Genomic DNA, 26,982 nt, shown 5'->3' with positions numbered 1-26,982 from the left:
GTCGGTCAGGGTGCGCGTCGGTCGCGGGCGCCGAGTCCCTCGTCGTCCGTGTCGACCCACAGGCTGTTGTCGTACGGGGTGTCCGAGATGGTGACGAGCTCCGGGCGCCGCTGCGCGGCCGGAGAACTGGCCGCCTCGCGGAGCAGCGCGACGCTCTCGCGCAGGTGTTCGCAGTCGGTGCGGGCGCGGCGTATGTCGAGCCCGCCGGTGCCGAGCTGCTGCTCCAGGCGGCCCAGCGACCGGGACAGGTCGTCCAGGCTGCGCTGCACCGATGTCAGTTCGTCGTGCACGGACATGACGTGACCTCACTTCCGTCGGCACGGTGGCCGTGGGTGGCAACGGTCATGCGCCTGCGAGTGTTGCGCGTCACACCTGTCGCTGGGAAGGGACGTGCACCGATTGGCCGAGGCGCACCGGTGCATCCCGTGGTGTGTTGCGCCGCACGAGTGGGCTTCCCGGCCGTCGTCGCCGTGTCGCCCGGTGTTGCCGAACCCTTTCCTCTTCAGTGGCGGCATAAAGCGCAAAACATCTGATCAGCTCCATATACCACCAAAAGTGATCGTAACCCCCGCGGCTCCCGGAGGTAAGCAGAGATGTCTCACGACGGCGTCACACTGCGCGCGGTGATGCGCTCGGTCGCCTTCCTCACCGCGGGTCTGCTCGCGGTGCCCGCACTGGCCGGGTGTGGCTCGGACGACGAGGCCGGCAAGCCGCTGGCCGGACAGGACATCGCGCCGGCCGGCCGCGCGCAGGTCGCCGACGGCGGCACCCTGCGCTGGGCCGTGGACGCCGTACCGGACACGCTGAACACCTACCAGGCCGACGCCGACGCGACCACGACGAAGATCGCTCAGGCCGTGCTGCCGTCGCTGTTCCGGCTGACCGAGAGCGGGCGCCCGGAGATCAACCCCGACTACCTGGAATCGGCGAAGGTCGTGAAGACCGAGCCCCGGCAGGTGGTCCTCTACAAGCTCAACCAGCAGGCCGTCTGGAGCGACGGACGGGAACTCGGCGCGGCCGACTTCGCCGCCCAGTGGCGGGCCCTGTCCGGGAAGGACAGCGCCTACTGGACCGCGCGCAACGCCGGGTACGAGCGGATCGAGCGGATCGAGCGGGGCGGCAGCAACCTGGAGGTCAAGGTCACCTTCAGCCGTGCCTACGCCGACTGGAGGTCGCTGTTCTCGCCGCTGTACCCGAAGGAGGTCATGGGCACGCCCGACTCCTTCAACGACGGGGCCCGCACGAAGCTCAAGGTCACCGCCGGGCCCTTCACCGTGCGGAACGTCGACAAGAAGAAGGACGAGGTCACCCTCGTCCGCAGCCCGCGCTGGTGGGGGGAGCCCGCCAAGCTCTCCAAGATCGTGCTGAGCGCCGTACCGCGCGAGAAGCGGGGCGAGGCGCTGGCCGCCGGGACCGTCGACCTCGCCGACGTCGACGTGGCCACCGCCCGGCGCATCGAGCTCGCCGGGCGGCCCAAGGGGACCGCCACACCGCTCCAGGGCGGGGCGGCCGCGGCGCCCGCGGACACGCAGGTGCTGGGCCGCTACGAGGTCCGCAAGTCGCTGGAACCGGCCTACACCCAGCTCGCCCTCAACGGCGCCGCCGGCCCGCTCGCCGACGAACGGGTCCGCCGGGCCGTGGCCCGCGCCCTGGACCGCAAAGAACTGGCGGAGGTCGTCCTCAAGCCGCTGGGCCTGCCCACCGAGCCGGTCGGCAGCCACCTCGCGCTGGCCGGGCAGGAGGCGTACGCCGACAACAGCGGCGCGCTCGGGGGTGAGGACACCAAGGAGGCGCAGGCCCTGCTCGCCGACGCGGGATGGGTGCGCGGCGGGCCGCTGAAGGAGCCGAAGAAGGAGAAGGCGGCGGGACCGAAGGGGAGGTCGGCGTCGCCGGAGTCCGAGGAGTCGGCGGCGGAGGACGACGGGACGTACATCGTCGGCGAGGACGGCAAGGCGGGGGAGGACCCGGAGTGGCGTGACCACCGGGAGTACCCCCGCAACCTCGCCCAGGACGGCAAGCAGCACGTCCAGCAGGGTGGCGGGGCGCAGGGCGCGTACGCGCCCAAGGGCACCGCGGCTCCGGGGCCCGCGGCCGGGCCGCTCGCCAAGGACGGCAAGCCGCTCACGCTGCGCTTCGTCCTGCCGTCGGGGCCCGGGTCCGACACGCTGCACCGGGTCGCGGACCGGATCTCGCGGATGCTGAAGCGGGTGGGGATCAGCACGGAGACGACGAAGGTCCCCGACGAGAGCTACTTCAAGGACCACATCGCGAACGGCGAGTACGACCTCGCGCTGTACTCCTGGCCCGCCTCCGCGTTCCCCGCGACCGACGCCCGGCCGATCTACGCCAAGCCGGTACCCGCCGCCGACGGCTCCCTGAGCATCGAGCAGAACTACACGCGGGTCGGCACGGACCAGGTCGACCAGCTCTTCGACCAGGCCATCACCACGCTGGACGAGGAGGAGTCCCGAGACCTCGTCCGCAAGGCCGACTCCCGCATCTGGGCCGCGGCCGGCTCCATCCCCCTCTATCAGCGCCCCCAGCTGACCGCCGCCCGCAAGAACCTCGCCAACACCGGCTCCTTCGGTTTCGAGACCCCGGTGTACGAGGACATGGGCTTCCTGAAGAAGCCCAAGCAGTCGGCGAAGGCGACGACCGGGAACTGATCCCGCCCCCCTGCTCGGCCCGGCGCGGCGGCACCCCGCGGCGCCGGGCCGAGCGGTGTTGCTCCGGCCGGGCGTGGAGCACCGGCCGGCGCCGCGGACGGCCATGGCCCCCCATAACGCCCCCCACCTGGGCCGACGTATCCGCGCAAGCCTCACCCGCGGCGGCCCCGTACGATGGGGTGAGGCCGTGGCGTGTCAAGCCCGGCAGGGCGCGCGTAACACAGTCCTACGCGTAGCCGTCCTCACCATCCCGGGAGTACGCCGCAATATGGCCACGCGCCACGACATCCGCAACGTCGCCATCGTCGCCCACGTCGACCACGGCAAGACGACCATCGTCGACGCCATGCTCAAGCAGGCCGGTGCCTTCGCCGCGCACCAGCTCGACTCCGTCGACGACCGCATGATGGACTCGAACGACCTGGAGCGTGAGAAGGGCATCACGATCCTCGCCAAGAACACCGCGGTGAAGTACCACCCGAAGGACGGCGGGGACCCGATCACGATCAACATCATCGACACCCCCGGCCACGCCGACTTCGGCGGTGAGGTCGAGCGCGGCCTCTCCATGGTCGACGGTGTCGTGCTGCTGGTCGACGCCTCCGAGGGCCCGCTGCCCCAGACCCGCTTCGTGCTGCGCAAGGCGCTGCAGGCCCGGCTCCCCGTCATCCTCTGCATCAACAAGACGGACCGCCCGGACGCCCGCATCGACGAGGTCGTCAACGAGACCTACGACCTCTTCCTCGACCTGGACGCGGACGAGGAGCAGATCGAGTTCCCGATCGTCTACGCCTGCGGCCGCGACGGCATCGCCTCGCTGACCAAGCCGGAGAACGGCACGGTCCCGGCCGACTCCACCAATCTGCAGCCGTTCTTCTCGACGATCCTCCAGCACATCCCGGCTCCGAACTACGACGAGCAGGCCCCGCTCCAGGCGCACGTCACCAACCTGGACGCGGACAACTTCCTCGGCCGTATCGCGCTGGTCCGCGTCGAGCAGGGCGAGCTGCGCAAGGGCCAGACCGTCGCCTGGATCAAGCGCGACGGCTCCGTCAGCAACGTCCGCATCAGCGAGCTGATGATGACCGAGGCGCTGACCCGCAAGCCCGCCGAGAAGGCCGGTCCCGGTGACATCTGTGCCGTCGCCGGTATCCCGGACATCATGATCGGCGAGACCCTCGCCGACACCGAGAACCCGATCCCGCTCCCGCTGATCACGGTCGACGAGCCGGCGATCTCCATGACCATCGGCACCAACACCTCGCCGCTGGTCGGCCGTGGCGGCACCGGCAAGGGCGCCGACGCCAAGGCGGCCGTCAAGGACCGCAAGGTGACCGCCCGCCAGGTCAAGGACCGCCTCGACCGTGAGCTGATCGGTAACGTCAGCCTCCGGGTCCTGGACACCGAGCGCCCGGACGCCTGGGAGGTGCAGGGCCGCGGTGAGCTGGCGCTGGCCATCCTGGTCGAGCAGATGCGCCGCGAGGGCTTCGAGCTCACCATCGGCAAGCCGCAGGTGGTCACCAAGGTCGTCGACGGCAAGACCTACGAGCCCGTCGAGCGCATGACGATCGACGTGCCCGAGGAGCACATGGGCGCGGTCACGCAGCTCATGGGCGTCCGCAAGGGCCGGATGGACAACATGTCGAACCACGGCTCCGGCTGGGTCCGCATGGAGTTCGTGGTGCCGTCCCGCGGCCTCATCGGCTTCCGGACCGAGTTCCTGACCCAGACCCGCGGCACCGGCATCGGCCACTCCATCCACGAGGGCTTCGAGCCCTGGTTCGGCACCCTGCAGACCCGTAACAACGGCTCGCTGGTCGCCGACCGCTCCGGTGCCGTCACCGCGTTCGCGATGACGAATCTCCAGGAGCGCGGCGTGCTGTTCACCGACCCCGGCACCGAGGTGTACGAGGGCATGATCGTCGGCGAGAACTCGCGCTCGGACGACATGGACGTGAACATCACCAAGGAGAAGAAGCTCACGAACATGCGGTCGTCGTCGGCCGACTCGTTCGAGGCGATCGTCCCGCCGCGCAAGCTGTCCCTGGAGCAGTCCCTGGAGTTCTGCCGCGACGACGAGTGTGTCGAGGTGACCCCGGAGGCCGTTCGTATTCGCAAGGTCAACCTGGACGCGCGTGAGCGCGCCCGCGCCGCGAGCCGCGCCAAGCACGGCTGAGAACCACGTCGTAGACCGCGCCGGGCGCCCCCTCGGGGGTGTCCGGCGCGGTCGCTTTGGGCCGCGTAGGGAAAACCCTGCGTCTTCGCTCAGGAAGCTCACAGAAGGCCCGTATCGCACTACGCTCCTGCCGATGCGCTCTCCTGCCCTGTTGACGTCTCGTCACGGCCGCGCGTCCGCCGGAGCGGCATGACGGGTGCACCCGCATTCCGGGAGCCGAATCCGCAACTGGTTTTTACCCCCGTACGTCCGCTATGCGGACGCCTGCAGCCGATAGGTGTGTAACAAGTCCGTTTCGCAGTGATCTTTCGGCAAACGCTTTGTCCGCATTTTGGAAGAAGTACACGCAAGGTGTGATCGAACCGAGACCTTGGGACTGTGGTTCGGTCGTCTGCCCATGGCAGATAGTTAGGCGCGTAGAGCTCGGACTAAAGGGTCACGCGCCGCATCCGGCGCCGACTCACGAGCGTGGGGGCACTTGACTGTGGACGGCGCCAGTGACGGCGGCGTGTCGAGTGCTTCCCCTTGCGGTGAACCTATGGACTCATGAGGAGGAACCCATGCGTGGTGCCAGGAGCGCCAAGTGGGTGGCAATAGCCGCGGTGGTGGCACTGAGCGCGACCGCCTGTGGCGGTGGGGGCGACAGCGGCGAGGGCGGCAACAGTGGTGCTGTCGACCCGAAGGGCATCTTCTCGGTCGATGTCGGTGAGCCGCAGAACCCGCTGCAGCCGGCCAACGCGAAGGAGTCGAACGGATCCAAGGTGATCCGCGCGATCTTCTCCCAGCTCGTCGACTTCGACGACAAGGGCAAGGTCGTCTACGAGAACGCCGAGTCCATCAAGACCGAGGACAACAAGGTCTGGACGGTCACGCTCAGGGACGGCTGGAAGTTCCACAACGGCGAGGCCGTGACGGCCAAGTCCTACGTGGACGCCTGGAACTGGGCCGCCAACATCAAGAACAACCAGACCAACAGCTACTGGTTCGCCGACATCAAGGGCTTCGACGACGTCCACCCGGAGTCCGGCGACCCCAAGGCCGAGAGCATGTCGGGTCTGAAGGTTGTCGACGACAAGACCTTCACCATCGAGCTGACCTCGTCGATCCCGTACTTCGAGTACAAGCTCGGCTACGACGTGTGGTCCCCGCTGCCCAGCGGCTTCTTCAAGGACCCCGAGGGCTACGGTGAGAAGCCGGTCGGCAACGGCCCCTACGAGTTCGTCTCGTGGGAGCACAAGAAGCAGATCGAGGTCAAGACCTTCGCCGACTACAAGGGCGCGGACAAGCCCAAGAACGGCGGTGTGATCTTCAAGAACTACACCACCGTCGAGGCCGGCTACCAGGACCTGCTCTCCAACAACCTGGACGTCATCCGCCAGATCGGCCCGAAGGACCTGCCGAAGCGCAAGACGGACCTCGGCGAGCGCGCGGTGGACCAGGACTACAACGCCGTCCAGTCCATCGTCCCGGCCTTCTACACCGCACAGTGGAAGGACATCGACCCGAAGGTCCTGCAGGGCCTGTCGATGGCGATCGACCGCGAGACGATCACCAAGACCGTCCTCAACAACACCCGTGAGGCCGCGACCAGCTTCGTGGCCAAGGGTGTGGCCGGCTTCCAGCCCGGCGTGGCGGGCGACGTGCTGACCTACAACCCGACCAAGGCGAAGCAGCTCGTCGAGGAGGGCGGCGGCGTCCCGGGTAACAAGATCAGCATCCAGTTCAACGCCGACGGCGGTCACAAGGAGTGGGTGGAGGCGGTCTGCAACAGCATCCGCAAGGCCGTCGGCGTGGAGTGCGTCGGTGACTCCAAGCCGGACTTCCAGACCGACCTCGACGCGCGTGACGCCAAGGAGGTCAAGTCCCTCTACCGCGGTGGCTGGGTCCAGGACTACCCCCTGAACGTCAACTTCATGAGGGACCTGTACGGCTCCAAGGCGGACGGCAACACCTCCGGCTTCGCCGACAAGGAGATCGACGCCCTCTTCAAGAAGGGTGACAACGCCGCGGACCTGGATGGCGCGATCAAGGCCTACCAGGAGGCGGAGAAGGCCATGTTCGAGAAGATGCCGGCCATCCCGCTCTGGTACTACAAGGCCAACTACGGCTACTCCACGAACGTCAAGAACGTGAAGTTCGACAACAACGGTGACCCGGTCCTCCAGGACATCCAGGTCATCAAGAAGTAAGCGAACAGTTCGCACCCGCGTGACGGTCCGGAATTCCGGACCGTCACCGGTGCCGGCGGGGGGCCGGCGGGCATGAGTCTCCGTACCGCGGAGAGACGCGCCCGTCGGCCTCTCCCGCTGTGACCGACATGGAGGAACCATGGGGCGCTACGTCGCGCGGCGACTGCTCCAGATGATCCCGGTATTCATCGGGACGACACTGTTGATCTTTCTCATGATGTACGCGCTGCCCGGAGACCCCGTGCGCGCGCTGTACGGAGAACAGTCCGTGGACCCGTCGCAGATCGCGCAGATCAAGGCGGAGTACGGGCTGGACAAGCCGCTGTGGCAGCAGTATCTCAACTACCTTGCCGGGTTGCCGCAGGGCGACTTCGGCACGCAGATCGCCAGCCGCAGGCCGGTGGCCGAGGTCATCGGAGAGGCCTTTCCCGTCACGATCCGGCTGACGATCATCGCGTTCGTCTTCACGGTCGTCGCGGGCATTTCCCTCGGCGTCCTCTCCGGCATGCGCGCCGGCAAGAAGACCGACACCGGTGTACTGGTGCTGACGCTGGCGCTGATCTCGGTGCCGTCGTTCGTGCTCGGTTTTCTCTTCCAGTGGCTGTTCGCCATGCAGTTCGGCTGGGTCACGCCGACCGTCCAGGACTCGATGAACTTCGGGCAACTCATACTTCCGGCCACCGTCCTCGCCTCGCTCTCCCTGGCCTACGTCGCCCGGCTGACGCGTACGTCCATCGCGGAGAACCTCCGCGCCGACTACATGCGCACCGCGATCGCCAAGGGTCTGCCGCGCCGCCGGATCATTTCGATGCACCTGATGCGGAACTCGATGATCCCCGTGGTCACGTTCCTCGGCATCGACATCGGCAACCTGATGACCGGCGCGATCGTCACCGAGGGCATCTTCAACGTCCAGGGCATCGGCAACCTGGTCTACCAGGCGCTCAGCCGCCGCGAGGGGGCCACGGTGGTGGGCATCGTCACGGTGATGGTCCTCATCTATCTCTTCGTCAACCTGATCGTCGACCTGCTGTACGCGGTCCTGGACCCGAGGATTCGCTATGCCTGAGCTGGTCTCCAAGACCGACAGCGCCGTGGCCGCCCAGACCGCGACCACCCCGGGCGCCGTACTGAGCGCCGAGGCGGGTCCCGCTCCCGGCAAGCCGCGCAGCCTGTGGTCCGACGCCTGGTACGACCTGCGGCACAACTGGATGTTCCTGCTGTCGGCGGGCCTGATCCTGCTGCTGACGCTGGTCGCGGTCGTACCGGACCTGTTCATAGCCGGCAGTGTCAGCCCGCGCGACGGCGACCTGACCAACCACTACCTGCAGAAGCCCGAACTCGGGCATCTGTTCTCCGCCGATTGGTTCGGCTACGACCACCAGGGCCGCTCCATCTACGCCCGCGTCCTGCACGGCACCCGCGCCTCGATCCTCGTCGGCGTCATGGTGACCGCGGTGGTGACCGTGCTCGGAGGCCTGCTCGGTCTGATCGCGGGCTACTTCGGCGGCTGGCTGGACTCGCTGCTGTCCCGCATCACCGACGTCTTCTTCGGTATCCCGTTCCTGCTCGGGGCCATGGTCGTGCTCAACACCTTCTCCGAGCGCTCGGTCCCGGTGGTCTCACTGTCGCTGGCCGTCCTCGGCTGGACGCAGATCGCCCGCGTCATGCGCGGCTCGGTGATCACGGTGAAGCAGGCCGACTATGTCACCGCGGCAAAGGCGCTGGGCGCCGGAACCGGGCGGATCCTGTTCAAGCACATCTTTCCGAACGCCGTAGCCCCCGTGATCGTCGTCGCCACCATCGCGCTCGGCGGGTACATCACGGCCGAGGCCACCCTGTCCTTCCTGGGCATCGGTCTGACCGACTCGATTTCCTGGGGCCAGGACATCTCGGCAGGCAAGGACTACCTGCGTACCGCGCAGTATGTCCTGTTCTTCCCTGCCGCGATGCTGAGCATCACGGTGCTGGCGTTCCTCATGTTCGGCGATGCAGTACGCAACGCCCTTGACCCGAAGTCGCGCTGAGGGAGGCGTTACGTGAGCATCACCTACGACACCGATGCCGTTCTGGAGCCCCGAGCCGAGGACGACTACACAGGGCCGCTGCTCGACGTCCGTGACCTGCACGTGGAGTTCCACACGCGGGACGGCGTCGCCAAGGCGGTCAACGGTGTCAACTACAGCGTCAACGCGGGCGAGACCCTCGCCGTGCTCGGCGAATCCGGCTCCGGCAAGTCCGTGACCGCTCAGGCGATCATGGGCATCCTCGACATGCCGCCCGGGCGCATCCCCAAGGGAGAGATCATCTTCCGCGGCCAGGACATGCTCAAGATGTCCGCGGAGGAACGGCGCAAGATCCGCGGTCGCAAGATCGCGATGATCTTCCAGGACGCGCTGTCCTCGCTCAACCCGGTGCTGTCCGTCGGTTACCAGATCGGCGAGATGTTCCGCGTTCATCAGGGCATGTCCAAGAAGGACGCCAAGGCCAAGGCGATCGAGCTGATGGACCGGGTGAAGATTCCCGCCGCCGAGGCGCGCGTGAACGACTACCCGCACCAGTTCTCCGGCGGTATGCGCCAGCGCATCATGATCGCGATGGCGCTGGCGCTGGAGCCCGACCTGATCATCGCCGACGAACCGACCACCGCTCTCGACGTGACGGTCCAGGCCCAGGTGATGGAGCTCCTGGCCGAGTTGCAGCGCGAGTACAACATGGGTCTGATCCTGATCACCCACGACCTCGGCGTCGTTGCCGACGTGGCGGACAAGATCGCCGTGATGTACGCGGGCCGGATCGTGGAGCGCGCCCCGGTCCACGAGTTGTACAAGCGTCCCGCCCACCCCTATACGCGTGGCCTGCTGGACTCGATTCCACGCCTGGACCAGAAGGGCCAGGAGCTTTACGCGATCAAGGGCCTGCCGCCCAACCTGCTGCACATACCGACCGGCTGCGCCTTCAACCCGCGCTGTCCCAAGGCGACGGACCTGTGCCGTACGGAGATCCCCCCACTGCATTCGGTCACCGAGCAGGACGGCACCGAACTGGTGGGCCGTGGTTCGGCGTGCCACTTCTGGAAGGAGACGATCCATGGCTGAGACCGGCATGAAGGACGAGCCGAAGGACGCCACGCCCAACGTCTCCGCGGTGGAGACCGTGGCCGCGGGCTCCGAGACGGAGGCCGTCGCGGTGATCGAGTCGCCGGTCGAGCGTGGGGAGCCGATCCTCCAGGTGCGCAACCTGGTGAAACACTTCCCTCTCACCCTGGGCGTCCTGTTCAAGAAACAGGTCGGCGCGGTCAAGGCCGTAGACGGTGTCTCCTTCGACCTGCACCAGGGTGAGACGCTCGGCATCGTGGGCGAGTCGGGATGCGGCAAGTCCACGGTCGCCAAGCTCCTGATGAACCTGGAGAAGGCGACGGCCGGCGAGATCTTCTACAAGGGCCAGGACGTCACCAAGCTGTCCGGCCGCGCTCTGAAGGCCGTCCGCCGCAACATCCAGATGGTGTTCCAGGACCCGTACACCTCGCTCAACCCGCGTATGACGGTCGGCGACATCATCGGTGAGCCCTTCGACATCCACCCCGAGGTGGCCCCGAAGGGTGACCGGCGCCGCCGGGTGCAGGAGCTGCTGGACGTCGTCGGTCTGAACCCCGAGTACATCAACCGCTACCCGCACCAGTTCTCCGGCGGCCAGCGCCAGCGCATCGGCATCGCGCGCGGCCTGGCGCTCAACCCGGAGATCATCATCTGCGACGAGCCGGTCTCCGCGCTGGACGTGTCCGTGCAGGCGCAGGTCGTCAACCTGATGGAGCGACTGCAGGACGAGTTCAACCTGTCCTACGTCTTCATCGCGCACGACCTGTCCATCGTCCGGCACATCTCGGACCGGGTGGGGGTGATGTACCTCGGGAAGATCGCCGAGATCGGCTCCGACGAGCAGATCTACGACCACCCGACGCATCCCTACACCCAGGCGCTCCTGTCCGCGGTGCCCGTCCCGGACCCTGAGGCCCGTGCGAACCGCGAGCGCATCATCCTCACCGGCGACGTGCCGTCCCCGGCCAACCCGCCGTCCGGCTGCCGCTTCCGCACCCGCTGCTGGAAGGCACAGGACAAGTGCGCCGAGGAGATCCCGCTCCTCGCCGTCCCCGAGCGCTTCCGGGGCGTGGACACACCGGCCGCCCACGAGTCGGCCTGCCACTTCGCCGAGGAGAAGGACGTGGTCCACGCGGCCTGACGGCCCCTTCCCCGGGTTCCCGGCACCTCACACAGGTGCCGGGAACCGGCGTTTTCACGGGAGTGCCGCCCGTGTCCCGTCACCGGGCCACAAGCTGTCACGTGGTGACCCTCGTCCGTGCCCAGTGGCACGCCACCTGGGCCCCGCCGCCCCCGGCCAGGACTTCGAGGTCCCGCGTCCGGCATGCGCCTGCGACGCCCGCCGCCTCCGCCTCGCCGCTCGCCAGGATCTGGCAACGGGCGTGGAAGCGGCAGCCGGAGGGGATGCGGGTGGGGTCGGGCGGCTCACCGGTGAGTACCACGGCCTCGCCGGTGGACTCCGGCGCGACGGACAGGAGTGCCTGGGTGTAGGGATGTCGTGGTGCCATCAGTACCTGCTCGACGGCGCCGGTCTCCACGATCCGGCCCAGGTACATCACCGCGACCCGGTCGGCGATGTTCCACGCCAGTCCCAGGTCGTGGGTCACCACGAGGGCGGCCAGACCCAGTTCGTCACGCAGCCGCAGCAGCAGGGAGAGGATCTCCCCGCGTACGGAGGCGTCGAGGGACGCCACCGGCTCGTCCGCCACGATGAGTTCGGGCCCCAGCACCAGCGCGCCGGCGATCACGACACGCTGCCGCTGGCCTCCGGACAGCTCGTGCGGGTAGCGCAGGAAGAAGCGCTCGGGTGGGCGCAGCCCGGCCCGGGACAGAGCCTGCGCCACCGCCTCCCGCTCGTCACCGTCGTGCCCGTGGATCCGCAGCCCCTCGGCCACCGCGTCGTACACCGTGTGCCGTGGGTTCAATGAGCCGGACGGGTCCTGGAGCACCAGTTGGGCCCGCCTGCGGTACGACTTCAGGGCCCGGGAGGTGTATGTGAGCCGCTGCCCGCCGAAGCTGATGTGCCCAGCGGTCGGGGTCACGAGACCGAGCAGCGCCCGCGCGAGCGTCGTCTTGCCGCAGCCCGACTCGCCGACCAGCGCGACGATCTCGCCGGCCCGGATGTCGAGTTCGACGCCGTCCACGGCGCGGGCGGGAGCGGTGCCGTGGCGGCCGGGGAAGGTGACGTGCAGGCTCTGAGCGGTGAGCAACGGCGCCGGTGGTGTGGTCATGTGCGGCTCCTTGCGTCCAGTTCCGCTTCCGGTGCCGTCGTCGTCACATGGACGCAGGCTGCCCTTCGGCCGGGCCCCGCCTCCCGCAGCGTCTGATCCATCGACGCGCAGTCCGTCAGCACCACCGGGCACCGTGGGTGGAACGCGCAGCCCGACGGCAGGTCCGACGGGTCCGGCGGGTCGCCTGCCAGGCCGCGCGGGGCGAACCTCGACGCAGGGTCGCCGATCCGAGGGAACGCGGACGACAGTGCCTCGGCGTACGGGTGGCGCGCGTCCTCGTAGACCTCCCGGGCCGGGCCCTCCTCGACCACCCGGCCCGCGTACATCACCGCGAGCCGATCGCAGGTGTCGGCGAGGACCGCCAGGTCGTGGCTGATCATGATGAGGCCGAGGTCCTGCTCGGCGACCAGGCCCTCGATCAGGCGCAGGATCTGGGCCTGGATCATCACATCCAGGGCTGTGGTCGGCTCGTCGGCCACGACCAGCCGTGGAGCGCAGGCCAGCGCCATGGCGATCATCACGCGTTGGCGCTGGCCCCCCGACAGTTCGTGCGGGTACGCACTCGCCCGGGCGGCCGGAAGCCCCACATGTTCCAGCAGCTCTCCCGCTCTCCTGCGCGCCGCCGCCCTGGTCGCCTTGCCGTGCAGCTGAATCGGCTCCGCGATCTGATCGCCGACGCGGTGCACGGCGTTGAGGGAGTGCATTGCGCCTTGGAAGACGATCGAGGCGCCGGCCCACCGCACCGCCCGTACCTGACCCCACCGCATGGTCAGGATGTCCTCGCCGTCCAGCAGCACCGACCCGGCGATCCGCGTTCCGGTCGGCAGCAGCCTCAGCAGCGCCAGTGCCAGCGTCGACTTGCCGCACCCGGACTCGCCCGCGAGGCCGAGCTTCTGCCCTGCCGCCAGCGTCAGGTCCACACCCCGCACGGCGGCCGCACCGCCCGGATAGGTCACCTCCAGGTCCCGGACTTCGAGCAGTGTCAACGGGCCACCCCCAGCCTGGGATTGAGAACGGACTCCACCGCACGCCCGCACAGTGTGAACGCCAGCGCGATCACGGCGATGGCGATACCGGGCGGTACCAGATACCACCAGTCGCCCGAGCTGACCGCACCCGCCTCCCGCGCCTCCTGAAGCATTCCGCCCCAGGACACAACCGTCGGATCGCCCAGGCCCAGGAAGGCGAGAGTCGCCTCGGCGAGGATGGAGGAGGAGATCATCAAGGTGGTCTGTGCCAGCACCAGCGGCATGACGTTCGGCAGGACGTGCCTCGACATGACGTGCCAGTGGCCGCCACCGAGCGCCTTCGCACGTTCGATGTACGGACGGGACTCCACCGCCAGCGTCTGAGCCCGCACCAGCCGGGCCGTGGTCGGCCAGGTGGTGACGCCGATCGCCAGGACGACCGTGCCGAGGGACCGGGACAGCACCGTGGCGAGGGCGATGGCGAGCACCAGCGTCGGCATGACGAGGAACCAGTCCGTGATCCGCATCAGCACGGTGGCGTACCCCCCGCGGAAGTGCCCGGCGGTGATTCCGACCAGAGCACCGATCACCACCGAGAGCACCGCAGCCAGTAGCCCGACCAGGAGCGAGACACGCGAGCCCCAGATCAGCAGGCCCAGCAGGTCGCGACCGAAGCGGTCGGTCCCCAGTGGGAACTCGGCGCTCGGACTCTCCATCGGGCTGCCCGGCGCGTCCGTCACGCTCGCGACGTCCGAGCCGACCGTCAGTGGCGCAGTCAGGGCGGCCAGTACGAAGAGGGCGAGGGCGGTCAGGCCCACCAGGCCCGCGCGGTGCGTCCGGTAGCGCTTCCAGAAACGGGCCGCGGATTCGCGACGACGCTGCCAGGCGAGCTTCCGCCGCCCCGCCGGCACAGGCCTCTCAGCGGTTGTCATCGGGCCACCCTGGGATCGAGCAGCGGATAGATCAGATCGGCCAGTGTGTTCATCACGATCACCGCTGCCGCGAACACGAAGAACAGGCCTTGCACCAGCGGGAGATCAGGCACGCTCAGCGCCTGGTAGAAGAGTCCGCCCAGGCCCGGCCACGAGAAGACGGTCTCGACGAGGATCACGCCCGCCACGGTCCGGCCCAGGTTCACGAAGATCAGCGTCACCGTCGGCAGCATCGCGTTGGGCACGGCGTGCCGGCGCCGGACCAGGTCGTCCCTGAGGCCTTTGGCGCGCGCCGTGGTCAGATAGTCGCTGCCCATCTCGTCGAGCAGCGCCGAGCGGGTGACCAGCAGGGTCTGGCCGTACTCGACGGCGACCAGCGTGATCACCGGCAGCACGAGATGGTGGGCGACATCGATGACGTACGCGATGCCCTCCTCACTCCCCGACTCCATGCCACCGGTCGGGAAGAGGCCGGGAATCGGGCCCATGCCCACCGCGAACACGATGATGAGCAACAGCCCCAGCCAGAAGGACGGGATGGAGTAGAGGGTCAGTGCCAGGCCGGTGTTCAGCCGGTCGCCGAGGCGGCCGTGGCGCCATGCCGAACGTGTGCCGAGGAGGATGCCCAGCGCGGTGTAGAGGACGAATGCCGTACCTGTGAGGACGAGGGTGTTGGGAAGCGCTTCGACGATCTTGTCGGTGACCGGGGTCCGGAACTGGTACGACGTGCCGAGATCCCCGGTAAGAGCCTTGCGGCAGTAGTCCGTGAACTGCTGCCACACCGGAAGGTCGAGCCCGAACTCCCTGCGGTAAGCGGCAAGTTGTTCGTTCGAGACCTGACGCCCGCCGGTCATGTACTTGACCGGGTCCCCAGGGATCAGCCGGAACAGGAAGAAGCTGGTGACCAGGACGGCGAACAGGGACACGACAGCGCCACCCAGCTTTGCGACGCCGTACCGGAGGTAGCCGGTCCCCTTGGGGGCCGACGGACCGCCGGCCTTCGTCATGGACACGGATGCTGCGTCAGCGGCCATGAAGGCTACTCACGGTCCTCGGCGGTCGCACGCCGCCGCAGACCGAAGAACACGCCCGCGCCGACAAGGATCACAACACCGGCCACGATGCCCACGACCACGCCCGTCGAGCCCGAGCCGTCGGAGGAGTCACCGGATGCGGTCGGTACCGCCGACCACCAACTCCAGTACCCGTCCTGGCCGTAGATGTTGCCCGCTTTCTCCGGCATGGTGGTGATCGACTCGATCTGGTCCGTGCGATATGCCTCGACCGCGTTCGGGTACGCCATGACGTTCATGTACCCGAGGTCGTACAGGCGCGACTCCATTTGCTTGACGAGGTCGGCCCGGGTGGCCGGGTCGTACTCGGCCAGTTGCCGCGCGTACAACTCGTCGTACTTCTTGTCGCAGATGAAGTTGTCGGTCGCACCCACGTCCTCGGGGGTGGCGGGCAGGGCGTCGCAGGTGTGGATCGACAGGACGAAGTCCGGGTCGGGGTTGACCGACCAGCCGTCGAAGGCAAGGTCGTACTGGCCCGCCAGCCAGGGGTCGGACACGTTGTCGAGGCAGTTGAGCGTCACGCCGATGCCGAGGTCGCTCCACCACTCCTTGAGGTACTGGCCGACGGCCTTGTCGTTCGGGTCGGTGGCGTGACAGAGGATGCGGTAGTTGATCGGTTTGCCGTCCTTGCCGACCCGTTCACCGTTGCCGTTCTTCTTGTAGCCCGCCTCGTCCAGGAGTTGGCCCGCCTTCGTGGGGTCGTAGGCGAGTTTCTGTTCCGCCGACGGCTTCCAGTAGTACGGCGAGAAGCGCGGCGGGATGTAACCCTCACCTTCGACGGCATGGCCCTGGAAGACCTTGTCGACCAGGGCGGTACGGTCGACCGCCATGAACAGCGCCCGCCGTACCCGCTGGTCCAGCAGCGAGGAATGGCCGTCACCGAACTTCTCACCGTTCGCGGCCCGCGCGCCCGGATTGGTGGCCAGGGCGTAGAAACGACGGCCGGGCGCGTCGTTGACCTTGATGTTCTGCTGCCCTTGCAGCGCCTCGGCCTGAGCGGGCGTCAGGCCGCTGACGAAGGACACCTCGCCCTTCTGCAGAGCGGCGACGGCCGCGTCACCGTCCTTGTAGTACTTGAAGAGCACCTCGTCGAACTTCGCGGGCCCGCGCCAGAAGTTCTCGTTCGGCTCCAGTCGCACATAGCTGTCGGCCTTGTAGCCGGTGAGGACGAACGGCCCGTTGCCGACAACGGGAAACTCCGTGTCGTTGTTGAACTTGGAGAAGTCCTTCACCTTCTCCCAGACGTGCCTGGGCACGATCGGCACATCGAGGGCGGCCATGGTGGCCTGGGGTTTGTCGAGTTCTATGACGAGCTGGGTGGGGCTGGGAGCCGTCACCTTCTTGAAGTTGCCGACGAAGCTGCCGTTGGCGGTGGCCGCGTCCTCGTCGGTCATCATCTTGTTGAACGTCCAGGCAGCGTCCTCGGCGGTGACCGGCTTGCCGTCCGACCACTTGGTGCCGGAGCGGATCGTGTACGTCCAGGTGAGCTTGTCGGCGGACGGCGTCCACTTGGTGGCGAGACCCGGGATCGCGCGAGCGTCCTTGGGGTCGTAATTGGTGAGGTACTCGTACATGAGCCGGTGGATGCTCGTGCTGACCAGTCGGGACGCCAGGAAGGGACTCAGTGAGTCCACACTCTGCGCCACCGCGACGGTGAGGACCTTCTTGCCGTCCGCTGCTGCGGCCTGCGAGGGCGCGGGGCCGCCGAGCGGTACCACGAGCGCCACCGACAGTGTGAGGAGGGCGGCGAGGATACGGGGCACGCGGGGGCGGAGTCTGTGGGGGTGGCCATGCTGGTCGTGTCGCTTCATAGAACCTGACCTCGCGTCATCGCTCGCACAGGGACGGGTTCCCGGTGTCTATCAGCGCCGCTCCGGGCCCGTCAATGGCGCCTGCACCCCTTGTGGCCTGCGGAAACAACAAGTTGATAGGACCGTGATCACCAGAGGTCCAGACCTGTGAAGCCCCCCAGGTGACGGGCTGATACCCGTCTTGCGCGATATGTGGACCCATACGGGCGGAGCTGACGTGCGAATGATCCATTCCAGGCCGATATTGGCCGTTAACGGATCCGCGCGGCGCCGACACCGGCACCTTCACGAGGAGGCACCCCATGCGCAGAGCGACGCACGCCACATGGGCCGCATGCGCGGCGGCTGTAGCGCTCGCGGCGACGGCCTGCGGCGGAGGCGGCGGCAGCGGTGACGGGGGCGCGGTGCTCAGCTCCTCGTGGGGCGACCCGCAGAACCCGCTCGAGCCCGCCAACACCAACGAGGTGCAGGGCGGCAAGGTCCTCGACATGATCTTCCGCGGGCTGAAGAGGTACGACCCGGTGAGCGGCAAGGCCGAGGACATGCTCGCCGAGTCCATCACGACCAGCGACTCCCGGAACTTCACCGTCACCGTCAAGGACGGCTGGACCTTCAGCAACGGCGAGAAGGTCACCGCCCGCTCCTTCGTCGACGCCTGGAACTACGGCGCCGACCTGAAGAACAACCAGCGCAACGCCTACTTCTTCAGCTACATCGACGGCTACGACAAGGTGCACCCGAAGGGCGGCGGCAAGCAGAGCGCCGACACCCTGTCCGGTCTGCGGGTCACCGGCGACCGCACCTTCACGGTACGGCTGAGCCAGAAGTTCTCCAGCTTCCCCGACACCCTCGGCTACGCCGCCTTCGCCCCACTGCCCCGCGCCTTCTTCGACGACCACGCGGCCTGGCTGAGCAAGCCCGTCGGCAACGGCCCCTACGCCGTCGACTCGTACACCAAGGGCTCCCAGATGTCACTGCGTACCTGGGAGGGCTACCCGGGCCCCGACAAGGCGCAGAACGGCGGCGTCGACCTCAAGGTCTACACCGACAACAACACCGCCTACACCGACCTCATGGCGGGCAACCTGGACCTGGTCGACGACGTCCCCGCCGCCCAGCTGAAGAACGTACGGACCGACCTCGGCGACCGCTACCTCAACACCCCGGCCGGCATCCTCCAGACCCTCGCCTTCCCGTACTACGACGCGAACTGGGACAAGCCCCGCATGGACAAGGTCCGCAAGGGCCTGTCCCGGGCGATCGACAGGGAACAGATCACCAAGACCATCTTCCACGGGACCCGCACCCCGGCCACCGACTGGACCTCTCCGGTGCTCGGCGAGGACGGCGGCTACAAACCGGGCCTGTGCGGCGAGTGGTGCGAGTACGACGCCGCCGCGGCGAGGAAGCTGATCGAGGAGGGCGGCGGGCTGCCCGGAGGCCAGGTGAAGATCACGGTCAACGCGGACACCGGGTCGCACAAGCAGTGGGTGGACGCCGTCTGCAACTCCATCAACAACGCCCTCGACAACGACCGCGCCTGCGTCACCAACCCGGTCGGCACCTTCGCCGACTTCCGCGGCCGGATCACCGACAAGGAGATGACCGGGCCGTTCCGCGCCGGCTGGCAGATGGACTACCCGCTGATCCAGAACTTCCTCCAGCCGCTCTACTACACCGACGCCTCCTCCAACGACGGCAAGTGGTCCGACGAGAAGTTCGACGAGCTGGTCGACCGGGCGAACGCCGAGACCGACGCCGCCAAGGCCGTGAAGGCCTTCCAGCAGGCCGAGGAGGTCGTCCGGGACAACATGGCCGCCATCCCGCTCTGGTACCAGAACGGCAGCGCCGGCTACTCGCAGCGGCTGTCCGACGTGAAGCTCAACCCGTTCTCCGTCCCGGTCTACAACGAGATCAAGGTCAGCTGAGGCGGCGCCATGGGACGGTACGTCGTCCGGCGGCTGCTGCAGATGATCCCGGTGTTCATCGGGGCCACGCTGCTGATCTTCCTGATGGTCAACGTGATGGGCGACCCCATCGCCGGCCTGTGCGGCGAGCGGGAGTGCGACCCCGCGACGGCCGCGCAGCTCAGGAAGGAGTTCGGCCTCGACAAGCCGGTCTGGCAGCAATACCTGACCTACATGGGCAACGTCTTCACCGGCGACTTCGGCACCGCCTTCAACGGCCAGCCGGTCACCGAGCTGATGGGCAGCGCCTTCCCCGTCACCATCCGGCTGACCGTCGTCGCGATCCTCTTCGAGATCGTCATCGGCGTCACCCTGGGCGTGGTCACCGGCCTGCGCCGCGGCCGGCCCGTCGACACCGGCGTGCTGCTGGCCACGCTGGTGGTCATCTCCGTCCCCACCTTCGTCACCGGCCTGCTCCTTCAGCTCCTGCTCGGCGTCGAGTGGGGCTGGATCCGGCCGTCGGTGTCCCCCGAGGCCCCCTTCGGCGAACTGCTCCTGCCGGGCCTCGTCCTCGCCTCCGTCTCGCTGGCGTACGTCACCCGCCTGACCCGCACCTCCATCGCGGAGAACCGCCGCTCCGACTACGTCCGCACAGCCATCGCCAAGGGCCTGCCCAGACGCCGGGTCATCACCCGCCACCTGCTGCGCAACTCCCTGATCCCGGTGGTCACCTTCATCGGCACCGACATCGGCGCCCTGATGGGCGGCGCCATCGTCACCGAGCGCATCTTCAACATCCACGGCGTCGGCTACCAGCTCTACCAGGGCATCCTCCGCCAGAACACCCAGACCGTCGTCGGCTTCGTGACCGTCCTCGTCCTGGTCTTCCTGCTCGCCAACCTCCTCGTCGACCTCCTGTACGCCGTACTCGACCCGAGGATCCGTTATGTCTGACGCCCAGGACACCGGCGCGCCCACGGGCGCCGTCGCCGGCACCGGCATGGGCGGTGCGATGGACCTCGCCACCAGCGAGGCCCGGACGCTGGAGCGCCCGCCCGGTGGCCCCGACACCGGCGGCCCGTCCGGCAGACCGCGCTCCCTGGGGTCCGACGCCTGGCACGACCTGCGCCGCAACCCGGTCTTCCTCGTCTCCGCCCTCGTGATCCTCTTCCTGGTCTTCATCTCCCTGTGGCCGTCCGCGATCGCCTCCGGCAGCCCCCTGCGCTGCGACCTGGCCAAGGCCCAGGAGGGCTCCCAGCCCGGCGCCCCCTTCGGTTACGACGGCCAGGGCTGCAACGTCTACACGCGCACGGTCTACGGCGCCCGTACGTCCGTCGCGGTCGGCGTCTGCGCCACGCTCGGGGTCGCGATCCTCGGCAGCGTCCTCGGCGGCCTCGCCGGGTTCTTCGGTGGCGCCGGCGACTCGATCCTGTCCCGGATCACCGACATCTTCTTCGCGATCCCGGTCGTCCTCGGCGGGCTGGTCCTGCTGTCGGTGGTCACCAGCAACAGCATCTGGCCGGTCATCGGGTTCATGGTGCTGCTCGGATGGCCGCAGATCTCCCGGATCGCCCGCGGCGCGGTCATCACCGCCAAGCAGAACGACTACGTCCAGGCCGCCCGCTCCCTCGGCGCCTCCCCCGCCCGGCTGCTGCTGCGGCACATCGCGCCCAACGCCGTCGCGCCGGTCATCGTCGTGGCGACCATCGCGCTCGGCACCTACATCGCGCTGGAGGCGACCCTGTCGTATCTGGGCGTCGGCCTGAAGCCGCCGAGCGTCTCCTGGGGCATCGACATCTCCGCCGCCTCGCCCTACATCCGCAACGCCCCGCACGCCCTGCTGTGGCCCTCCGGGGCGCTCGCGGTCACCGTGCTGGCGTTCATCATGCTCGGCGACGCGGTGCGCGACGCCCTCGACCCCAAGCTGAGGTGAGGCGCCCCGATGCTGCTCGACGTACGTGATCTGCACGTGGAGTTCCGGACCCGCGACGGGGTCGCCAAGGCCGTCAACGGCGTCACCTACAGCGTGGACGCGGGCGAGACGCTCGCCGTGCTGGGGGAGTCCGGCTCGGGCAAGTCCGTCACCGCGCAGGCCGTGATGGGCATCCTCGACATGCCGCCGGGGCGGATCACCGGCGGTGAGGTCCTCTTCCAGGGCAGGGACCTGCTCCGGCTCAGGGAGGAGGAGCGGCGCAAGGTGCGCGGCGCCGGGATGGCGATGATCTTCCAGGACGCGCTGTCCTCGCTCAACCCCGTGCTGACGGTGGGCGACCAGCTCGGCGAGATGTTCGTCGTGCACCGGGGCATGTCCAGGAAGGACGCCAGGGCCAAGGCCGTCGAGCTGATGGACCGGGTGCGCATCCCGGGTGCCAGGGAGCGGGTGAGGCAGTACCCGCACCAGTTCTCCGGCGGGATGCGCCAGCGCATCATGATCGCGATGGCGCTCGCCCTGGAACCGGCCCTGATCATCGCCGACGAGCCGACCACCGCCCTCGACGTCACCGTCCAGGCCCAGGTCATGGAGCTGCTCGCGGAGTTGCGGCGCGAGCTGGACATGGGACTGATCCTGATCACCCACGACCTGGGCGTGGTCGCCGACGTCGCCGACCGGATCGCCGTGATGTACGCGGGCCGGATCGTGGAGTCGGCGCCGGTGCACGACATCTACAAGGCGCCGGCCCACCCGTACACGCGCGGCCTGCTCGAATCCATCCCACGCCTGGACCGCAAGGGCCGGGAGCTCTACGCCATCAAGGGCCTGCCGCCAAGCCTGCTGAACATCCCGCCGGGCTGCGCCTTCCACCCGCGCTGCCCGATGGCCCGGGACGTGTGCCGGACGGACGTACCCCCGTTGTACGAGGTGTCCGGGGAGCGGGGGAGTGCCTGCCACTTCTGGAGGGAGTGCCTCGATGGCCGATCCGGTTCTTGAGGTCAGCGGGCTCGTCAAGCACTACCCGCTCACCACGGGCATCCTCTTCCGCAAGCAGGTCGGCTCGGTGAAGGCCGTCGACGGCGTGGACTTCACGCTCGACCGGGGCGAGACCCTCGGCATCGTCGGGGAGTCCGGCTGCGGCAAGTCGACGGTCGCGAAGATGCTGGTCCACCTGGAGAAGCCGACCGCCGGGGTGATCCGGTACAAGGGCGAGGACATCACCAGGCTGTCCGGCAAGGCGCTCAAGGCCGTCCGGCGCAACATCCAGATGGTGTTCCAGGACCCGTACACCTCGCTCAACCCCCGCATGACGGTGGGCGACATCATCGGCGAGCCGTACGAGATCCACCCCGAGGCGGCGCCGAAGGGCGAGCGGCGCAGGCGTGTCCAGGACCTCCTGGACGTCGTCGGCCTCAACCCGGAGTACATCAACCGCTATCCGCACCAGTTCTCCGGCGGCCAGCGCCAGCGCATCGGCATCGCCCGGGGGCTGGCGCTGCGCCCGGAGATCATCGTCGCCGACGAACCGGTCTCCGCGCTCGACGTGTCCGTGCAGGCGCAGGTCATCAACCTGATGGAGCGGCTCCAGGCCGAGTTCGACCTGTCCTACGTGTTCATCGCGCACGACCTGTCCATCGTCCGGCACATCTCGGACCGGGTCGGGGTGATGTACCTCGGGCGGATCGTGGAGATCGGCCGAGACGCCGAGATCTACGACCACCCCACGCACCCCTACACACAGGCGCTGCTCTCCGCCGTCCCCGTGCCCGACCCTCAAGCCCGTGAGCACCGCGAGCGCATCATCCTCGCCGGTGACGTGCCCTCCCCGACGAACATCCCGTCCGGCTGCCGGTTCCGCACCCGCTGCTTCAAGGCGCGCGAGCGCTGCGCCCTGGAGGTCCCGACGCTGACGGTCCCCGCCGAGTACCGTTCGGCCACCGGCCCCGCCGCCCACCCCTCGGCCTGTCATTTCGCGGAGGAGAAACAGGTCGTCGCGCCCGGGGAGACGCGGTAACACACAGGCAACTCCGCCGACCCGGCTCCGATATACGGACGCGCCACTCTCTACGACGTACGGCCGTGCGGGTGCCGTGAACGGGCCGGGGGCGCCATGTCCCCCGGCCCGTTGCCGTTCAGCGGGGCAGGCCCAACGACCGCTTCAGGAAGTCCACCTGCAGCAGCAGCAGGTTCTCGGCGACCTGTTCCTGCGGCGTCATGTGCGTCACGCCGGACAGCGGGAGCACCTCGTGCGGGCGGCCGGCGGCGAGCAGGGCGGAGGACAGGCGCAGGGCGTGGGCGACCACCACGTTGTCGTCTGCCAGGCCGTGCACGATCATCAGCGGGCGGTGCGGCTCCGCCGCCGAGGACAGCCCGTCGTCGGTGATCAGGGAGCTCTTCGCGTACGCCTGCGGGGACTCGGCCGGGTGGCCCAGGTACCGCTCCGTGTAGTGCGTGTCGTACAGCCGCCAGTCCGTCACCGGGGCCCCGGCGATGCCCGCGTGGAAGACATCCGGCCGTCGCAGCACGGCCAGGGCGGCCAGCCAGCCGCCGTAGGACCAGCCGCGGATCGCGACCCGGGTGAGGTCCAGCGGGTGCGTCTTCGCGAGGTCCTGGAGCGCCTCGATCTGGTCGTCGAGGGAGACGGTGAAGTCGTCCCGGACCGCCTTCTCCCAGGCCGGGGAGCGGCCGGGCGTGCCGCGCCCGTCGGCGACGACCACCGCGAACCCCTGGTCCGCGAACCACTGCGAGGTCAGATACGCGTTGTGCGCGGCGACCACGCGAGGGCCGTGCGGACCGCCGTAGGGGTCGAGGAGAACCGGAAGGGAAGTGTCTCCTTGGTAGTCCTGCGGCATAAGCACGGCGCACGGAATCCTCTGTGCGCCCCCCACGGTGAGCGTCACGCGCGGGGACATACCGGGATCCTCGGCGTACGACGGGACAGTCGCCAGCTTCGCCCAGCCTTCGGCCGGGGGGACCCCCATCTCCCTTCGGTCGCCCTCGCGCAGCACCCGCACCGTCGCGCCCGGCCGGTCCGGCGTAGCGGACACGAGCACGGTCACGTCCCCGGCGCGCACCGCCGAGTGCACGCCCGGCTCCTGCGAGAGGCGCTCGACGCCGAGCTCGTTGACGCGATAGACGTGCACCTCGCCGGTCTCCGGACTCGCCGCCTCCGCCCCCGCCGAGGCCGACACGAGCACGTCGTCGGCCGTCACGTCGAGCACGGCACGCAGGTGCAACTGCGGTCCTGTCAGGGGGCGTTCACCCACAGCGAGGACCCGCGCGCCGCCCTCGTCGGCGATCCGCACCAGCTGCCCCGAGGGAGACCAGCACGGCACCCCAGGGAAAAGATCAAGCCAAATCGGATCTTCGTCGGCGTGCACCATCCGGGTCGCACCCGTGTCCGGATCCACCGCCAGGAACAACTGGCTGCGCTGGTCACGCGCCTGCACCAGGATCAGCGGTGCACCCGCCGCTGACCAGTGCACTCGCGCCAGATAGGGATACCGCACGCGGTCCCAGACGACCTCGGTGCGCGCCCCGCCCAGGTCGAACACGAACAACCGCACGTCCGCGTTCGCCGTGCCGGCCGCCGGATAGGGCACGTGTTGTGGATCACGTTCCGGCTGGGCCGGATCGGAGATCCACCACCGCCGCACCGGCGTGTCGTCCACCCGCGCCACCAGCAGCCGGTCGGACTCCGGCGCCCACCAGAAACCTCGCGAGCGCCCCATTTCCTCCGCCGCGATGAACTCGGCCAGACCGTAGGAAACCGACTCCGCGTCCGGTTCCGCGAGCGCCCGGTCGCCCTCGCCCTCGGCGCCGATCACCCGCAGCGCGCCCTGTGCGACGTACGCGATGTGCCGCCCGTCGGGGGACGGGCGGGGGTCGATCACCGGGGTGGGAACGGTGAGTTCACGCGCCGTGCCGGCCCGCAGCTCGGCCGTGAAGAGCCGCCCTGACAAGGTGAAAGACGCCAACTCCACGGCCGTGTCGGTGGCGTAGCCGACGATGCCGGCGCCGCCCTCGCGGCTGCGTTCACGGCGCGCCCGTTCCTCGGGCGAGAGGTCCTCCGCGGCCCCGCCCAGCAGGGCGCGCGGGTCGGCCGCCGGGCGCTCGGCGAGGTCCGCCAGGTCGAGCACCCACAGGGCGTTCGCCCGGTCGGTGCCGGAGTGCGAGCGCAGGAAGACGACACGGGAACCGTCGGGAGCCACGGTGAACGAACGCGGCGCGCCGAGCGTGAACCGCTGGGTGCGGGCGTGCCGTCGGGGGAAGGAGTCAGGCTCGGTGGTCATGCCCCGACCATATTGGCCATGCGCCCCCTTGTGCGGCCGTGCGCCATTCGATGCGCGCGTACGGATAGTTATGATCACTAGCGCTGCGTGGGTATGAACCTGCTGGCCGCTGTATGGATTTACACGTTTCCTCGCACTGTTCGTCCCCACATTCCCGGTTCTTGGAGGTGAGCCGCCGTGGCACTCTCGATTTCGGCGGTGGTGCTGCTGGCGATCATCGTCTTCCTGCTGATCAAGAAGTCGGGGCTGAAGGCCGGGCATGCGGTGGTCTGCATGCTGCTGGGCTTCTACCTCGCCTCGTCCACCGTGGCGCCCACGATCAGTGAGCTGACCACGAACATCGCGGGCATGATCGGCGGCATCAAGTTCTGACCGGCCCGGTCTGCTCGTAGGGTGGGTCCATGACGGAACGGCCCTCCCGGCGTCTGCTGCTGGTGCACGCGCACCCGGACGACGAGTCGATCAACAACGGCGCGACCATGGCCCGGTACGCGGCCGAGGGTGCCCATGTGACCCTGGTCACCTGCACCCTCGGTGAGCGTGGCGAGGTGATCCCGCCCGAGCTCGCGCATCTGACCGGCGCCGCCCTCGGCGAGCACCGCCTGGGCGAGCTCACCGCGGCCATGCGGGAACTCGGCGTCGAGGACTTCCGTCTGCTCGGCGCGGTCGGCCGCTACCGGGACTCCGGGATGATGGGCCTGCCCGACAACGACGACCCCGACTGCCTCTGGCGGGCGGACGTCGACGAGGCCGCCGCCCCGCTCGTCGAGGTGATCCGCGAGGTGCGGCCCCAGGTTCTCGTCACCTACGACCCGAACGGCGGCTACGGCCACCCCGACCACATCCAGGCCCACCGCATCGCCATGCGCGCCGCCGACCTCGCCGCCGAGGCCGGCATCGGCATCGCCAAGGTCTACTGGAACCGCGTCCCGCGCACGATCGCCGAGGACGCCTTCGACCGCCTCCAGGACGCGCTGCCCGGCCTCGGCTTCACCAGGAGCGCGGCGCCGGACGACGTACCCGGCGTGGTCGAGGACGAGCGGATCACCACCGAGATCGACGGAACCGCGTACGCCGCCGCCAAGGCGGCCGCGATGGCCGCGCACGTCACGCAGATCGAGGTCGCCGAGCCGTACTTCGCGCTGTCCAACCAGCTCGCACAGCCGCTGTTCGGCACGGAGTACTACGAGTTGGTGCGCGGCGAGCGGCCTTCGGGGCGGGAGACGGACCTGTTCGCCGGGATCGAGGTGGCGTCATGAGTGACCGGCACTCGATGCTCGCGCAGCCGCTGCGGCGCCCCTCCGCCGGGCGGTTCGCGGCCTGCCTCGGCCTGTTCGTGCTCGGACTGGTGGTCGGAGCCGCCGGATCGCTGGTGCAGGCCGCCTGGTTCCCGGGCGGGCTGCTGCTGGCGCTCGTGGGCGCGGCCGGGGCGTTCGTCGGCGGGGCGTGGCTGACCGGCGGCCGGGTCGGAGCCGTGGCGGCCGCGGCCGGCTGGATGCTCTCCGTCATCCTGCTCACCGCCAGCCGTCCCGAAGGGGACTTCCTCTTCGCCGCGGGCGTGGGCTCGTACGCCTACCTGCTCGGTGGCATGGCCGTGGCTGTGATCTGCGCCACCCTCGCTCCTGCGCCCCGAGCGGGTGGCCGGTCCGTCCGACTTGGCGAATGACGTACCGGTTCGCCGTCATGGGCTCGTGCGAGTCCCGTGT

At 68.8% G+C, this 26,982-nt stretch carries 22 protein-coding genes; 15 read left to right on the top strand and 7 right to left on the bottom strand.

Annotated elements, in window-relative coordinates; translation table 11 throughout:
- Positions 1 to 5 precede the first annotated feature (5 nt).
- On the bottom strand, positions 6 to 296 hold the full coding sequence (locus ACFV6X_RS03325; RefSeq protein ID WP_385376855.1) for a hypothetical protein: 291 nt from the start codon (positions 294 to 296) through the stop codon (positions 6 to 8).
- A 297-nt stretch (positions 297 to 593) separates the two neighbouring features.
- Here ACFV6X_RS03325 and ACFV6X_RS03320 point away from each other — a divergent pair, with 297 nt between their 5' ends.
- From ACFV6X_RS03320 to ACFV6X_RS03290, 7 genes are all read left to right on the top strand, one after another.
- Positions 594 to 2,666 carry an ABC transporter family substrate-binding protein gene (locus tag ACFV6X_RS03320; protein WP_385376852.1) on the top strand — a complete coding sequence of 691 codons (2,073 nt, stop codon included), beginning with the start codon at positions 594 to 596 and terminating at the stop codon, positions 2,664 to 2,666.
- A 268-nt stretch (positions 2,667 to 2,934) separates the two neighbouring features.
- Positions 2,935 to 4,842, top strand: coding sequence for a translational GTPase TypA (typA, locus tag ACFV6X_RS03315; protein ID WP_365454962.1), 1,908 nt, complete (start codon positions 2,935 to 2,937; stop codon positions 4,840 to 4,842).
- Positions 4,843 to 5,402: 560 nt separating this feature from the next.
- Positions 5,403 to 7,031, top strand: coding sequence for an ABC transporter substrate-binding protein (locus tag ACFV6X_RS03310; RefSeq protein ID WP_385376849.1), 1,629 nt, complete (start codon positions 5,403 to 5,405; stop codon positions 7,029 to 7,031).
- Positions 7,032 to 7,170: 139 nt separating this feature from the next.
- Positions 7,171 to 8,100 (top strand): ABC transporter permease, encoded by a 930-nt coding sequence (locus ACFV6X_RS03305; protein ID WP_365454968.1) that lies wholly within the window; start codon positions 7,171 to 7,173, stop codon positions 8,098 to 8,100.
- Positions 8,093 to 9,058, top strand: coding sequence for an ABC transporter permease (locus ACFV6X_RS03300; protein WP_385376846.1), 966 nt, complete (start codon positions 8,093 to 8,095; stop codon positions 9,056 to 9,058). The genes ACFV6X_RS03305 and ACFV6X_RS03300 overlap by 8 nt, the downstream gene beginning before the upstream one ends.
- An 18-nt stretch (positions 9,059 to 9,076) precedes the next feature.
- Positions 9,077 to 10,129: an ABC transporter ATP-binding protein gene (locus ACFV6X_RS03295; RefSeq protein WP_385376913.1), complete on the top strand. Its 1,053-nt coding sequence runs from the start codon at positions 9,077 to 9,079 to the stop codon at positions 10,127 to 10,129.
- Entirely contained in the window at positions 10,122 to 11,270 is a 1,149-nt protein-coding gene (locus ACFV6X_RS03290; RefSeq protein ID WP_385376843.1) for an ABC transporter ATP-binding protein, read from the top strand. Before ACFV6X_RS03295 ends, ACFV6X_RS03290 begins: the two co-directional genes overlap by 8 nt.
- Before the next feature lie 97 nt (positions 11,271 to 11,367).
- Here the strand turns inward: ACFV6X_RS03290 and ACFV6X_RS03285 are convergent, their stop codons facing one another.
- The 5 genes from ACFV6X_RS03285 to ACFV6X_RS03265 are packed head-to-tail and all read right to left on the bottom strand — an operon-like array spanning position 11,368 to position 17,144.
- Entirely contained in the window at positions 11,368 to 12,360 is a 993-nt protein-coding gene (locus ACFV6X_RS03285; RefSeq protein WP_385376840.1) for an oligopeptide/dipeptide ABC transporter ATP-binding protein, read from the bottom strand.
- On the bottom strand, positions 12,357 to 13,346 hold the full coding sequence (locus ACFV6X_RS03280; protein WP_385376837.1) for an ABC transporter ATP-binding protein: 990 nt from the start codon (positions 13,344 to 13,346) through the stop codon (positions 12,357 to 12,359). Before ACFV6X_RS03280 ends, ACFV6X_RS03285 begins: the two co-directional genes overlap by 4 nt.
- Positions 13,343 to 14,260, bottom strand: a complete 918-nt coding sequence (locus ACFV6X_RS03275; RefSeq protein ID WP_385376834.1) for an ABC transporter permease — start codon at positions 14,258 to 14,260, stop codon at positions 13,343 to 13,345. The genes ACFV6X_RS03280 and ACFV6X_RS03275 overlap by 4 nt, the downstream gene beginning before the upstream one ends.
- The gene (locus tag ACFV6X_RS03270; RefSeq protein ID WP_385376831.1) at positions 14,257 to 15,267 is read right to left on the bottom strand and encodes an ABC transporter permease; all 1,011 of its coding nucleotides are present in this window, start codon (positions 15,265 to 15,267) and stop codon (positions 14,257 to 14,259) included. The genes ACFV6X_RS03275 and ACFV6X_RS03270 overlap by 4 nt, the downstream gene beginning before the upstream one ends.
- A gap of 32 nt (positions 15,268 to 15,299) precedes the next feature.
- Entirely contained in the window at positions 15,300 to 17,144 is a 1,845-nt protein-coding gene (locus tag ACFV6X_RS03265; protein WP_385376828.1) for an ABC transporter substrate-binding protein, read from the bottom strand.
- A gap of 302 nt (positions 17,145 to 17,446) precedes the next feature.
- Here ACFV6X_RS03265 and ACFV6X_RS03260 point away from each other — a divergent pair, with 302 nt between their 5' ends.
- The 5 genes from ACFV6X_RS03260 to ACFV6X_RS03240 are packed head-to-tail and all read left to right on the top strand — an operon-like array spanning position 17,447 to position 22,998.
- Complete coding sequence (locus tag ACFV6X_RS03260) at positions 17,447 to 19,072, top strand: ABC transporter substrate-binding protein (RefSeq protein WP_385376826.1); 1,626 nt, start codon at positions 17,447 to 17,449, stop codon at positions 19,070 to 19,072.
- A 9-nt stretch (positions 19,073 to 19,081) separates the two neighbouring features.
- The gene (locus ACFV6X_RS03255; protein ID WP_385376823.1) at positions 19,082 to 20,005 is read left to right on the top strand and encodes an ABC transporter permease; all 924 of its coding nucleotides are present in this window, start codon (positions 19,082 to 19,084) and stop codon (positions 20,003 to 20,005) included.
- The gene (locus ACFV6X_RS03250; protein WP_385376821.1) at positions 19,998 to 20,984 is read left to right on the top strand and encodes an ABC transporter permease; all 987 of its coding nucleotides are present in this window, start codon (positions 19,998 to 20,000) and stop codon (positions 20,982 to 20,984) included. Before ACFV6X_RS03255 ends, ACFV6X_RS03250 begins: the two co-directional genes overlap by 8 nt.
- 9 nt (positions 20,985 to 20,993) lie before the next feature.
- Positions 20,994 to 21,980, top strand: coding sequence for an ABC transporter ATP-binding protein (locus ACFV6X_RS03245; RefSeq protein WP_385376818.1), 987 nt, complete (start codon positions 20,994 to 20,996; stop codon positions 21,978 to 21,980).
- Positions 21,961 to 22,998 carry an ABC transporter ATP-binding protein gene (locus ACFV6X_RS03240; RefSeq protein WP_385376815.1) on the top strand — a complete coding sequence of 346 codons (1,038 nt, stop codon included), beginning with the start codon at positions 21,961 to 21,963 and terminating at the stop codon, positions 22,996 to 22,998. Before ACFV6X_RS03245 ends, ACFV6X_RS03240 begins: the two co-directional genes overlap by 20 nt.
- A gap of 118 nt (positions 22,999 to 23,116) precedes the next feature.
- Here the strand turns inward: ACFV6X_RS03240 and ACFV6X_RS03235 are convergent, their stop codons facing one another.
- Positions 23,117 to 25,276: a prolyl oligopeptidase family serine peptidase gene (locus tag ACFV6X_RS03235; protein WP_385376812.1), complete on the bottom strand. Its 2,160-nt coding sequence runs from the start codon at positions 25,274 to 25,276 to the stop codon at positions 23,117 to 23,119.
- Between the two features lie 177 nt (positions 25,277 to 25,453).
- Here ACFV6X_RS03235 and ACFV6X_RS03230 point away from each other — a divergent pair, with 177 nt between their 5' ends.
- From ACFV6X_RS03230 to ACFV6X_RS03220, 3 genes are read left to right on the top strand one after another with little or no spacing between them, the layout of a single operon-like run.
- A complete protein-coding gene (locus ACFV6X_RS03230) occupies positions 25,454 to 25,648 on the top strand; it encodes a hypothetical protein (protein ID WP_365455014.1) in 195 nt (64 codons plus the stop codon).
- A 29-nt stretch (positions 25,649 to 25,677) separates the two neighbouring features.
- Positions 25,678 to 26,535: an N-acetyl-1-D-myo-inositol-2-amino-2-deoxy-alpha-D-glucopyranoside deacetylase gene (gene mshB / locus ACFV6X_RS03225; RefSeq protein ID WP_385376809.1), complete on the top strand. Its 858-nt coding sequence runs from the start codon at positions 25,678 to 25,680 to the stop codon at positions 26,533 to 26,535.
- Positions 26,532 to 26,942, top strand: coding sequence for a DUF6113 family protein (locus ACFV6X_RS03220; protein WP_385376806.1), 411 nt, complete (start codon positions 26,532 to 26,534; stop codon positions 26,940 to 26,942). The genes mshB and ACFV6X_RS03220 overlap by 4 nt, the downstream gene beginning before the upstream one ends.
- The last annotated feature ends 40 nt before the right edge of the window (positions 26,943 to 26,982 follow it).

It is taken from the genome of Streptomyces sp. NPDC059861 (assembly GCF_042731435.1).
Lineage (GTDB): Bacteria > Actinomycetota > Actinomycetes > Streptomycetales > Streptomycetaceae > Streptomyces.
The sequence above is the reverse complement of the archived record's forward strand: the minus strand, read 5'-3'. Positions and strand labels throughout refer to the sequence as shown.